Source organism: Brevibacterium sp. 239c (genome assembly GCF_900169365.1).
Classification (GTDB): Bacteria; Actinomycetota; Actinomycetes; order Actinomycetales; family Brevibacteriaceae; genus Brevibacterium.
Genome location: NZ_FXZH01000001.1, coordinates 242,753 through 254,526, shown reverse-complemented (window position 1 = coordinate 254,526; position 11,774 = coordinate 242,753). Strand labels below are relative to the sequence as shown.

Below are 11,774 nucleotides of genomic sequence, written 5' to 3'. Positions count from 1 at the left end.
CAAGGGACACACCGAGGGAAAGTTTTTCTGGCAAACGGCCGCGATTCCCGGCTTCTGTCGTCAGCCTCACAAGACCGCCTGGGTCATCGCAACCTCAGGGAACGTAGCAGATAGCTCTCTCTGCGCTCTCTTGGCCCTCGTCAGAGCCGCCTTCGCTTCCACTTTGAGCACTGACCCGGGTGTCACTGCCAGCCGAGAGACCACGGCCCGCATTGACCCCTGCAAGAGCTGCAGAGTTGCCACCTGGCGCCGCCTGAGCGCCTTTGTCCTTCTCAGAATCCTTGGACGATTTTTCGATCGTGTCCGCAATCAAGGTCCGGGCGGTGTCGAAATCAGGGTGTGATGGTGTCACGTTGGGCGGAGTGAGGTCAAGCGACTCGATCTTCTGCGACTTCACCTTCAGCGCGAGATCGACGAAATCATCCACCTCGGAGGAGGGAATGTCCGTCGACAGTGCGCCTGGTGTGGCTTTGGCGATCTCCTGGTACCGGGTGAGAACGGTAGCGGGGTCGAGCTGCTTGACCATCGCCGTCTGCACGCAGCGCTGCCGGATCATCCGCTCGTAGTCGCTGGAGAACTCCCGTGAGCGAGCGAACCACAATGCGTGGAAGCCGTCGAGCTTCTGCTTGCCCGGCTCGATCCAGCCCTTGACCGGACCGTGCTCGCCGGTCGTCGGATCGACCTTCGAGGAGATGGGGACTCGCTTGCCTGAGACCAGCGTGATCCCGCCGAGAGAGTCGATGAGCTTTTCGAACCCCTTGAGGTTGACCATGGCGAAGTACTGGACTTCGAGACCGGTGATCGCCGAGGCAGCATCCATAGTGGCCTGCTCCCCTGCCCGCTTCGGGTCCTCGAACTCGTCCTTGTGTCGCTCGCCTTGCTGGAAGACGGCATTGAGCAGGCATTCGTCACCACAGTTGAACCCCTGTGGGTAGTGCTTGTACAGCGGGGAGCCCTTGGGGAAGGGCACGTTCTCCATATTGCGTGGAAGGCCGACGATGACCGTCTTGCCGGTCTTCGCATCGATCGAGACCAGGGACAGCGAATCCGGACGGATGCCGGTGCGTCCCTTGCCGGCGTCTGAGCCGAGGAGAAGAATGTTGTAGCGGCCATCGACGGGCTTCGCCGCTTTTCCGGAGGCGAAGAGGTCAGCCATCAGTCCGCGCTGGGAATCCAGCAGAGTGGTACCCCAGGCCAGTGGGCCGACAACGACGAGGACCAGGGCGCAGAATGCGGCGACAAAGCGCTTGCGCGCCCGCGCCGAGAGTGTGACCAGCTTGATCCGGCGCAGCGTGTCGAAGAGGCACACGATCCAGTTGATGGCGATGACCGGCAGCCAGATTGTGAGGAACGTCAGCAGGAATGGATTCGTGCCGATCGTGAAGAGGAACTTCTTGTCGATGAGAATCACGATCAGAGCAATGATCGTAAGGATCCAGCTGATCGCGGTGATCGACAGTGAGATCTTGGCCCAGCGGCGAGCCCGGAACAGCAGCTGCACTCCCCCAGGAATGAGAACAGTGACTAGGAGAAGGATCCACGCCCGTACATCCCGCGTCGGCTGTGAAGCGTACGAGGGATGATGAATGGGGTCGACGTATCTCGTTTCGGCCACTGACCTACCTTTACCTCGCGCTCGCTGCTGTTATGGCCACCCCGCTGACCTGAGGCCCGCGGCGACACAGACCACTGTGCCAAACCTTCTGGAGAGTCCACTGTGTTCATCCATTGTGGCGCGTGGGAGCCGTGGATTCCGGCACATTTCGCCTGCGCATGTCGCGTCGTTCCAGGAGTACTTGATCACAGATACGAAGGAGGCCACCACTTGGAGGCGGTGGCCTTCTTTCGTGCGGTGAGCGCTCTCACCTGCTGAAACATCAGCCGATGAGCTTACGGCCCATCACCATGCGCTGGATCTGGTTGGTGCCTTCGTAGATCTGTGTGATCTTCGCATCACGCATCATCCGCTCGACAGGGTGGTCGACGACATAGCCGGCCCCGCCGAGGAGCTGGACGGCATCGGTCGTGATTTCCATGGCCGCGTCCGAGGCGAAGGCCTTCGCCGCTGCGCCGAAGTACGTGAGGTCGTCATCGAAGCGCTGGCTCTTGGCTGCCGCGGTGTACGTGAGCTGACGGGCCGCCTCGAGTTTCATGCCCATATCGGCGAGCATGAACTGAATGGCCTGGTTCTCAGCGATGTTCTTGCCGAACTGCTGACGCTCCTTGACGTAGCCCAGCGCATAGTCCAGCGCGCCCTGGGCGATGCCGACGGCCTGAGCCGCGATCGTGACGCGAGTGTGGTCCAGTGTCCGCAGAGCGATCTTCAGGCCCTCACCTGGGTCACCGATGATGCGGTCACCGGGCAGGCGAACATTGTCGAAGAGGAGTTCGCGCGTCGGTGAGCCCTTAATGCCGAGCTTGCGCTCCTTCTCGCCGAAGGTGAAGCCCTCATCGGACTTCTCCACGACGAAGGCGGAGATGTTGCGTCCGCGAGCACCGTCCGGGTCGGTCACGGCCATGACCGTGTAGTAATCGGAAACGCCGGCGTTCGTGATCCAGGTCTTGACTCCGTTGAGGACCCAGTCGTCGCCATCGGCGATGGCCCGGGTCTTCATCGAAGCCGTGTCGGATCCGGCTTCGCGCTCGGAGAGCCCGTAGGAGAATCCGGCCTCGCCGCGGGCGACCTGCGGGAAGTACTTCGCCTTGATCTCTTCGCTGCCGCCGAGCTGGACCGGCATACTGCCGAGTTTGTTCACCGCTGGGATGAGAGAAGACGAAGCGCATCCACGGGCGACCTCTTCGATGATGATGGCAACTGCCAGCGCGTCGGCACCCATTCCGCCGTGCTCCTCGGGAATGTGGGCGGCGAAGAAGTCGGTCTCGACCAACGCGTCGTGGGCTTCCTGCGGGTAGCGGGAATCGGCGTCAACCTCGGCGGCGAAGGGGGTGATCTTCTTCTCGACGACGTTGCGCACTGCCGCGCGGATCTCTTCGTGTTCTTCGCTGGGCTGGTAGAGGTCGAACATCATTCTCCTATAACTGATCGATCGTTAAGTACTACTATTATCGCCGCAGTGCCTGCCCTTTGTCGAGAGCGACCTGACGCAGCTGGCTCCGATGGTCGTCGAGTCGACCGCGGATCTCCGCCGCTGCTGCCGTGTCACCGGCGCCCAGGATCCGGGCGGCGAGCAGTCCCGCGTTCTTGGCTCCGCCGATGGAGACCGTCGCCACGGGGACCCCTCCGGGCATCTGCACAATCGAGAGCAGGGAATCCATGCCATCGAGGTACTTCAGCGGGACGGGCACGCCGATGACCGGAAGTGAGGTCATCGAGGCGATCATTCCGGGCAGGTGGGCCGCTCCCCCAGCTCCGGCGATGATGACGCGCAGGCCGCGATCTGCTGCGGTCTTGGCCCATTCGACCATGTCCTCGGGCATGCGGTGGGCGGAGACGACCTCCGCGGTGGAGTCGATGCCCAGTTCCTCGAGCGCTTCCGCCGCGGCCTTCATCGTCGGCCAGTCCGAATCCGATCCCATGACGATCCCGACGACAGCGGGCACGGAACTCGCAGAGCCCGTCGCCGAGGTGGTCCCGGAGGTCTCGTCGACAGCTGGGGTCTCGTTCGTCGTGGAGTTCTCGTCATTCGTGTGCGGCATATCAGGCCCTTTCGTCACTGGAGGTGGCACTTACGCCACCGGAGTCGCCGGCGGCCGGTGTCGCTTCGAGATTCGCAGGGGCCGGCATCTTCGGATGCGGGTCGACGTCGACGCCGGCGATGAAGTCCGCCGCGTGACGGGCACGAGCGAGCACAAGGTCCGAGTCCTGTCCGTAGGCATTGACGTGGCCGACCTTTCGGCCCGGGCGCACGCCCTTGCCGTAGAGGTGGACCTTCACAGCGGGGTCGTGTGCCATGACATGGAGATACGGGTGGAAGAGGTCTTCATGGTCAGCACCCAAGATGTTGACCATCACGGAGACATCCTCCCGGGCCGCGGGGCTGCCCAGGGGCAGGTCGAGGACCGCGCGAAGGTGCTGTTCGAACTGACTGGTCACGGCCCCGTCCTGAGTCCAGTGACCCGTGTTGTGGGGACGCATCGCAAATTCGTTGATGAGGAAGCCTTCGGCGGTCTCAAACAGCTCCATCGCCATCACACCGGTGACCTCGAGCGCCCCGGCGACCTTGAGGATCGCCTCGGTGATCTCCGTCGCCTTCTCGACTGCGAGCCCCGGAGCGGGAGCAATGGCTTCCTTGCACACACCGTTCTGCTGCCAGGTCTCAACAACGGGCCAGACTGCGGTCTGGCCCATCGGAGAACGTCCGACCATGACGGCAAGCTCCCGGGTGAAGTCCACCTTCTCCTCGGCGAGCAGCTGCCCGACCTCGTCGAGCCAAGTCAGAGCTTCATCGAGAGTGTCGATGACTCGCACACCCTTGCCGTCATAGCCGCCACGAGGAGTCTTGAGGATGAAAGGGAAACCGACCCGCTGCGCGAAGGCTTCGACATCGGCGCGTGAGGTGATCTCGGCCCAGGCGGGGTTCGGCAGCCCGAGTTCGTCCATCCTCCTGCGCATCAGGATTTTGTCCTGAGCGAAGATGAGGGCCTGGGGTCCAGGTCGGATCGCATGGCCAGCCTCGGCGAGGGCCTGCAGATGTTCGGGAGGAACATGCTCATGGTCGAAGGTCACCACATCCACTGTCTCGGCGAAGGCCTTGAGGGTCGCGAAGTCCGTATAGTCTCCGACGCTCACCTCATTGATGACCTGGGTGGCCGGGGCGTCAGCGGTCTCAGCGAGAACTGAGAAGCGGATGCCGAGGGCTTCTGCGGCAGGGGCAAGCATACGTGCCAATTGGCCGCCGCCAATGACACCAACACGAGGAAAAGTCACGTCTGCCATCCTATCGCCCGCCGCGGACATGAGACGCACGGGTTCCTTCTGCGAGTCCCGGGCTCAGCTGAGGAGCCCATTTTCAGCTGGAGCGACGCAGTCTCCACAACGACGTGACCTCGGCCCCGCGAGCTTTGTGCAGCTCGTCCTCGGTGTCAGAGGCACGGGGATGGCGCGGGGTGGTGTCGTGCCGATCGTGGACCCGCAGCCCTGCTTCGGCGAAGCGCTCCAGCAGAGCTTCGCGGGTTCGCAGGCCGAGGTGTTCGGCGAGGTCGGACAGAATCAGCCATCCCTCGCCGGCAGGAGAGAGGTGCGCGGCCAGGCCGTCGATGAATCGGTGGAGCACATCGGAGCCGGGGTCATAGATTCCGGCCTCGAGGGCAGATGTCGGTCGGGCAGGCAGCCAGGGCGGGTTGCACACGACGAGGTCGGCTCGCCCCTGTGGGAAGAGATCGGCCTCGACCACCTCGGCGGTTCGACTCAGTCCGAGGCGTTCCAGGTTCTCGCGAGCGCAGACCACGGCACGAGGATTGATGTCCGTGGCCACTACCCGACTCACACCACGGCGCAACAGCACAGCGGCGAGCACGCCCGTACCGGTACCCAGGTCGAAGGCCGTATCGGGTGGCGCTGAACTGTCCGTACTGGAGTCTGGAAGTGGTGTCTGGGCGACGAGGTCGACGTATTCTCCGCGGATCGGGGAGAACACACCGTAGCGCGGGTGGATGTCCTCGCCGAGGGCGGGAATGGCCACACCCTTCAGCTGCCATTGGTAGGCGCTGAGGACCCCGTTCAATTCGGTCATGGAGACGCACATCGGGCCCGTCGACGGGCCGTAGGCAGCTTCGCAGGCCAGGCTCACATCGGGGGCGCGGCGCAGATTCAGGCGGTAGTCATCGTCGAGTTCGACGATCAGTGTACCAAGCAGTCGAGCACGATCGGCGATGTAGAGACGCTGTGCATCGAAGGCCTCGGCCCCGCCCTTGCGCCGGCCGTCCGCCTGGTCGACTCCGTGCCGGCCTGCACTTCTCCCATCAGCACCCTGTCTATCGCCGCCCCGCTTGCCGGATCCCCGGCGGGCACTATGGCGTTTGAAGCGGCGGTCCATCGCCTGCAGCAGCTGACGGCCGTTGTGATAGTCGCCGCGCCACAGCAGCCCGGTCCCGGTCCGGGCCAGCCGGTAGGCGGCATCGGCAGTGATGTCATCGCTGACCACGATGACCTGTCCCGGAGGTGCGGACTGGTTCTCCGAATGCCAGTTCGCCGCACGATGAGCTCCGCCCTCGGTCCAGTCGAGCCCGGTCGCTGAAGGAACGAGTCCGCCCGCTGAGGGGTCGGGACCGGTCGAGGAAGGGTCGACTCTGGTCACTGGGGGCTCCTGAATGCAGCGTTCAACGACACCCGTCACACCACGAGCAGGGGAATCTGGAGTTCGCGTTCCGTCGTCGAACCATGATGGCCGATGAGCGCGATCGCGGAGACAGATTCGTTGTCCGAGTCGACGATGGCGAATTCGTCCTGGCAGATGACCATGAAGTCGCCTATGCGCTGTCGGAAACGGGGGTCGACGGGGCCGAAGTAGTCGCGTCGGATGGCCTCATCGCGGCTGAGGATGAGTGCCCTGTCCCCCACTGTCTCGGTCCAGGCCGAGTAGACATCGGCCTCAGCACCGTCCTCGGCGTAGAGGTGGATCGCGCGCGGTTCGCCGCCGACATGTCTGACACCAGTACGCAGTGCGGGAACATCGGCGAGGTCGAGGCGCAGATTGTGGTCGATGTCGACCATTCCATGATCAGCGGTGACGATCATCGTCGAATCGGCTGGCAGATCGTTGGCCAGCTGCGACAGTGCCAGGTCGACGTGTTCGAGCTCTTCGGTCCATTGCGAGGAGTTCGATCCGTAGACGTGGCCGGTCTTATCCAGGTTGCCCCAGTAGAGATAGACGAGACGACGACCGGGGGCCTTCGCCTCTTCGATGGCCTGGGCACAGCGCTGTTCGAGAGTCTTCGAGGCACGGAACCGTCCCCCACGCAGAGAGGCTCTGTTCAGGCCGCGTCCGGCGAATTTGGCCTCGCCGAGGCTGACGACGTCGACCTCGACCTCGGTGAGGCGTTCGAACAGGGTCGCGTCGGGCACCCAGGAGACCGGGTCGACGTCGAGGTCCCAGGTCAGCTGGTTGAACACAGCATCTTTGGCCGGGTCGAGGACTCGGTATCCGACGACGCCGTGGCCGCCGGGCAGTCGCCCTGTGGCCAGTGAGGACAGGGAGTTCGCGGTCGTCGAAGGGAATCCCGTGGACAGAGTCCGTCGCGAGGCAGCCTGGGACCGGAAGAAGGGTGTGTAGCCGCTGTACTGCTTGAGCTGGCTCTCTCCCATACCGTCGATGAGGACCACGATCGTCGTCCTCGAATCCCGGTCCAGCCCCAGAGACGCAGCCCGAGCCCGGGCAGTGTCATCGAAGATGTCTCCCGCGCCGAGGCTGAGCGCCGCGGCCGGGACCACGTCGGAGAGGATAGGTCCCGAATAGTCGGGCGGCCCTGTCAGGGGTGAGGTGGTCGCAGCTGCCATCAGCGGCGGGACCGGAGCCTGGCTTGGAACACGGCGGCCCGCAGCTTTCCGGCGAATTCGGCGATGCGGTCGACTGCGGACTGACCTTCGGCCTCGGCGGATACGCGCAGCATGACGTCTTCGGAGAAAATGGATCCGCCGTAGCCGTGATCGGCCGCGCAGTCCGGATCGCCGCAGGTCTCCGGGAAGGCTTCGATGCGCCGTGAGGCGCCCCAGGACATGGTCAGAGACACCTCGACCGGCTTGTCTCCGGGGATGTATCCGGCGGGGTCTGCGAAGGTCCGGCCGACCATGACTGTGCCGAGGCGTTCGAGTTCGATGTCTTCGCTGCTCGTCACGGCCCGTGGCTTGGAGCCGGGGACGACGTTCGGGTCATCGTCGACGTGCGCCAGCAGCAGGCGTGTTTCGGTGAGCACGAAGGCCGTGACGTGACGGTGGATGGATTCGATGTCGACGTGTGTGTCGATGTGGACGAAGTGAGCCAGAACCGGTTCGTCGAACAGAGAATCCGCCAGAATCCCCTGTGTGAGCTGTGGGTAGTATCCGGCCGACTGCAGATCGTGGACGAGAACTTCGGGTAAAGCCATGACTACCATTGTGCCGTACTCGCCCGTCTCTTCCCACTTGGGCTTATTCCTTCGGCTCCCGTTCTGCCACCTTCCAGTTGATGTTCGGCCGGAGATCCTCGCTGTCCGCTTATGCTGGGGTCATGGAAAATTATCCTGCCGAGTGGGAAGCCGATGTCGTCTTGCGCGACGGGGGAACCGCCCATCTTCGTCCCATCGTCCCTGCCGATGCCGACGCCCTGTCGAAGATGCACGAGGCGCAGTCGCCCGAGTCCGTCTACCTGCGTTTCTTCGCTCCTCTGCCCCGGCTGCCCAAGCGCGATCTGGAGCGGTTCGTCAACGTCGACCACCGAGAACGAGTGGCGATGATCATGTTGGTCGGGTCCGACATCATCGGCGTCGGTCGCTTCGACAAGATTTCGACCACATCCGCCGAGGTGGCCTTCAACATCGCCGATGCCCACCAGGGCCGCGGCATCGGTTCGATCCTGCTGGAGCATCTGGCCGCCGCGGCCCGGGATCTGGGGATCCGCAAATTCACCGCCGAGGTGCTGCCTCAGAACCGTTCGATGCTGCAGGTCTTCCAGGCCGCCGGCTACGAGGTGTCCCGCGGTTTCGATGACGGCGTCGTGGCCGTGAACTTCGACATCGATCCCACCGCACGGTCCATCGAGGTCCAGGCCTCCCGAGAGCACCGTGCCGAGGCACTGAGCGTGCGCACGGTCCTCCACCCCACCTCGGTGGTGGTGATCGGCGCCAGCCGCAAACGCAACTCCACCGGCCATCTCCTCATCCGCAATATCACCGCCGCGAAATTCACCGGCGATCTGTGGGTCGTCCACCCGGAAGTCGACCAGATCGCCGGAGTCCAGGCGTACCCGAGCCTTGGCGATCTGCCGGGCAAGGCCGACCTGGCCGTGATCGCGGTGCCCGCGGAATCCGCCACCGAGGTGGTCCAGGAGTGCGCGGCCCACGGGGTCAAAGCGGTCCTCGTCATCTCCTCCGGCTTTGCCGAGACCGGTGAGGACGGGGCCGAGCTGCAGCGCCAGATGGTCTCCACCGCTCGCGCCTACGGAATGCGCGTGGTCGGCCCAAACTCGTTCGGCCTCGTCAACGAAGCCGCAGACATCTCGCTGAACACATCGCTGGCCCCTTTCCTGCCGGCCTCCGGCACGCTGGGTCTATTCAGCCAGTCGGGAGCGTTGGGCACCGCACTCCTGGCGGGGGCGAAGAAGCGCGGACTCGGCATCTCCACGTTCGTCTCCGCTGGCAATCGTGCGGACCTCTCCGGCAACGACGTCCTCCAATACTGGGAGGAAGATCCGGCGACGAAGACCGTCGGTCTCTACCTCGAATCGATCGGCAACCCGCGCAAGTTCGCCCGCATCGCCCGCCGGGTCTCGCGAGTGAAACCGGTCATCGTCATCAAATCCGACCTCACCGGACGGGAACTGCCGCCCGGCCACATCGTGCGCACCTCATCCTTGGCACCGAACACCCTCGATCAGGTGCTCGGCCAGGCCGGGGTGATCAGGGCCGATACGATCCACCAACTCTACGACTTGGCCCAGGTGTTCTCGACGCAGTCTCTGCCGGCGGGCAGGCGACTGGGAGTCATCGGCAACTCGGCGGCGATGGCCACCCTCGTGATCCAACGCGCCCGCTCCGAGGGGCTGCACGTCGAGACTGACCCTGTGTCGCTCCACCCTGAGGTCGAGGCCGAAACGTTCCGGGCCGAGCTCGAGGCCATGTATGCCCGTGAGGACATTGACTCCGTGATCGTCACCTTCACCCCCTCGGCCGGGGCCGAGGAATCCGAGATCGCGGCTCACCTCTCCGAGGCGGCGGCTCGTTCGAAGAAGACGACCGTGGCCTGCTTCCTCGGCATCCAGGGTGTCCAGGATGAGCTGACCACCCACCTCAGCGACAGCGAGGGCACGCGGAACTCGCACACCGTGCCCAGCTATGTCGGTCCAGAGGATGCAGTGTGGTCTCTGGCCCGCGCCACCGACTATTCGCGGTGGCGAAGTGCCGACCACGGTCGCTTCCTTGAGGTCGAGGATCTCGACGACAAGGGTGTGCGCTCGATCATCGAATCGGTACTCTCCGATGCTGGGCCGGGCAAACCCGTCCGGCTCGACCGGGACCAGGCGAGCTCCCTGCTCTCCTGCTACGGAATCGAGGTGCTGCCCCACATCACAGCCGCCTCGGTGGACGATGCATTGGCCGCTGCCGATGAGATCGGCTATCCGGTTGCGCTCAAGGCAGTGTCGAACACCCTGCGCCACCGGATGGAGCTCGGCGGTGTGCGGTTGAACATCGACTCACCGGAAGAGCTGCGCGAGGACTTCCAAGCGATCCAGGAGACCATCAGCTCCCTCCTCGTCGAGGAGAATCCGCTGGTCGACGTTCAGGCTATGGCGCCCCCAGGCGTGCCCTGCGTGATCCGCGCCGGCGAGGACCACCTGCTGGGGCCGCTGCTCTCGTTCTCCCTGGCCGGGGATACGACCGAACTGCTCGGCGATGTCGAACATCGCGTGGCTCCCCTGACGGATAAAGATGCCGAAGACATGATCCGATCGGTGAAATCATCACCGAGGCTGTTCGGGTATCGGGGCCTGCCACCGGTGAACATCGACCCGCTGAAGGACGTGATCGAACGTCTGTCGGTACTCGTCGAGAGGCATCCGCAGATTCTCGAACTCGAAATCCATCCCATGGTCGCCACCGTGACCGGCGGACATCTGCTGAGTGTGAGGATTGAGCTGCTCACCGATTCCACACGCATCGATTCAACGCGGAGACTGCTGAGCTGATCCCTCGGATGAAATGTCACTTCTGTTCAGCTGACGTGTCCGAGGAATGCAGATATGACTCATTAAGTGGGAACCGACTGGAAGTTTGGCGAGTCTTATACCAATTCTTCTCTATTGCAGGTAGTATCTGTATCCGTTCGACACGAAACGTTATGGATTCGTGTTTTAGTGTGAGGCCAAACATTGGCCATAGTCTGTGGCCAGCTGCTGGTCATCCACCGTCCACAAGGCACCTGCACCGCAGGTGCCTCACGAGAATGAGGCCCAAAAGAAATGATTTCACGAAGAGACGTCGTCACCGACTCCGCCATAGCCGTCGTCGCCGAACAGGGAGTTCGTGGACTCACCCACAGGGCAGTCGATGCCCTGGCCGAGCTGCCCGTCGGCTCCACCTCGAATGTCTACCGCACGCGTGATGCGCTGATCACCGGAATCATGGAGCGCATCGGAGACCTGAACTCGCAACAGCTTGAACGCCTGCCTGACTCGTTCCGCGCCAACGACAAGCCTGCTCAGGAAATCGCCGTCGATTTCTGCATGAACTGGCTGACAACGGACCGCAATCGCTTCTATACGATGATCATGCTCAGCCTCGATCCCGCACTTCCGGATGAGGCGTTGGCTGCGAAGCAGAAGAACATGGCGAAGATCGACGAGTTCGTGATGCGACTGGCCGAAGTCGATGCTGAAATGGCGCGTTCGATAAACAGCTCGGTGATGGGAATGATGATCACCGAACTGATCTCAGGGACGGCCGACCGCGCTCACATCGACACGTTCATGGGGCAGTTCCTGACCTGGATGAACGCCACGCGAAAGCAGGGTTGAAGCTCACTGAGCATCCCGCCTGGGCCGTTCTGACAGCCCGGGTCTGAACAAAGCCCTGAGCCCAGCACAGTGCTCAGGCGCAGGCACAGTTCGAAACGACACGGGCCT

The 11,774-nt window shown here is 63.4% G+C and carries 9 protein-coding genes; 2 read left to right on the top strand and 7 right to left on the bottom strand.

Going from position 1 to position 11,774, the window contains the following annotated elements; genetic code table 11:
* Nucleotides 1–94: 94 nt before the first annotated feature.
* The 7 genes from BSP239C_RS01130 to BSP239C_RS01100 form a co-directional block, all read right to left on the bottom strand.
* The gene (locus BSP239C_RS01130) at nt 95–1,615 is read right to left on the bottom strand and encodes an LCP family protein (protein ID WP_101569773.1); all 1,521 of its coding nucleotides are present in this window, start codon (nt 1,613–1,615) and stop codon (nt 95–97) included.
* 262 nt (nt 1,616–1,877) lie between these two features.
* On the bottom strand, nt 1,878–3,026 hold the full coding sequence (locus tag BSP239C_RS01125; protein ID WP_101569772.1) for an acyl-CoA dehydrogenase family protein: 1,149 nt from the start codon (nt 3,024–3,026) through the stop codon (nt 1,878–1,880).
* A 37-nt stretch (nt 3,027–3,063) separates the two neighbouring features.
* On the bottom strand, nt 3,064–3,537 hold the full coding sequence (purE, locus tag BSP239C_RS01120) for a 5-(carboxyamino)imidazole ribonucleotide mutase (protein WP_180958884.1): 474 nt from the start codon (nt 3,535–3,537) through the stop codon (nt 3,064–3,066).
* Nucleotides 3,538–3,658: 121 nt separating this feature from the next.
* Nucleotides 3,659–4,840 carry a 5-(carboxyamino)imidazole ribonucleotide synthase gene (locus BSP239C_RS01115; RefSeq protein WP_374701006.1) on the bottom strand — a complete coding sequence of 394 codons (1,182 nt, stop codon included), beginning with the start codon at nt 4,838–4,840 and terminating at the stop codon, nt 3,659–3,661.
* A gap of 130 nt (nt 4,841–4,970) precedes the next feature.
* A complete protein-coding gene (locus BSP239C_RS01110; RefSeq protein WP_101569770.1) occupies nt 4,971–6,257 on the bottom strand; it encodes a methyltransferase in 1,287 nt (428 codons plus the stop codon).
* A gap of 35 nt (nt 6,258–6,292) precedes the next feature.
* A complete protein-coding gene (locus BSP239C_RS01105; RefSeq protein ID WP_101569769.1) occupies nt 6,293–7,456 on the bottom strand; it encodes an alkaline phosphatase family protein in 1,164 nt (387 codons plus the stop codon).
* On the bottom strand, nt 7,456–8,043 hold the full coding sequence (locus tag BSP239C_RS01100) for a DUF5998 family protein (protein WP_101569768.1): 588 nt from the start codon (nt 8,041–8,043) through the stop codon (nt 7,456–7,458). Before BSP239C_RS01100 ends, BSP239C_RS01105 begins: the two co-directional genes overlap by 1 nt.
* 122 nt (nt 8,044–8,165) lie before the next feature.
* Between BSP239C_RS01100 and BSP239C_RS01095 the strand changes: the two genes are divergently transcribed.
* Both BSP239C_RS01095 and BSP239C_RS01090 read left to right on the top strand, forming a co-directional pair.
* Nucleotides 8,166–10,838: a bifunctional GNAT family N-acetyltransferase/acetate--CoA ligase family protein gene (locus tag BSP239C_RS01095; protein WP_101569767.1), complete on the top strand. Its 2,673-nt coding sequence runs from the start codon at nt 8,166–8,168 to the stop codon at nt 10,836–10,838.
* Between the two features lie 273 nt (nt 10,839–11,111).
* A complete protein-coding gene (locus tag BSP239C_RS01090) occupies nt 11,112–11,666 on the top strand; it encodes a TetR/AcrR family transcriptional regulator (protein ID WP_101569766.1) in 555 nt (184 codons plus the stop codon).
* Nucleotides 11,667–11,774 lie beyond the last annotated feature (108 nt).

Coding starts and splice junctions, on each gene's coding strand:
- BSP239C_RS01095 (WP_101569767.1), top strand. CDS start 8,166: ATGGAAAATTATCCTGCCGAGTGGGAAGCCGATGTCGTCTTGCGCGAC.
- BSP239C_RS01090 (WP_101569766.1), top strand. CDS start 11,112: ATGATTTCACGAAGAGACGTCGTCACCGACTCCGCCATAGCCGTCGTC.
- BSP239C_RS01125 (WP_101569772.1), bottom strand. CDS start 3,026: ATGTTCGACCTCTACCAGCCCAGCGAAGAACACGAAGAGATCCGCGCG.
- BSP239C_RS01100 (WP_101569768.1), bottom strand. CDS start 8,043: ATGGCTTTACCCGAAGTTCTCGTCCACGATCTGCAGTCGGCCGGATAC.
- purE (WP_180958884.1), bottom strand. CDS start 3,537: ATGGGATCGGATTCGGACTGGCCGACGATGAAGGCCGCGGCGGAAGCG.
- BSP239C_RS01115 (WP_374701006.1), bottom strand. CDS start 4,840: ATGCTTGCCCCTGCCGCAGAAGCCCTCGGCATCCGCTTCTCAGTTCTC.
- BSP239C_RS01105 (WP_101569769.1), bottom strand. CDS start 7,456: ATGGCAGCTGCGACCACCTCACCCCTGACAGGGCCGCCCGACTATTCG.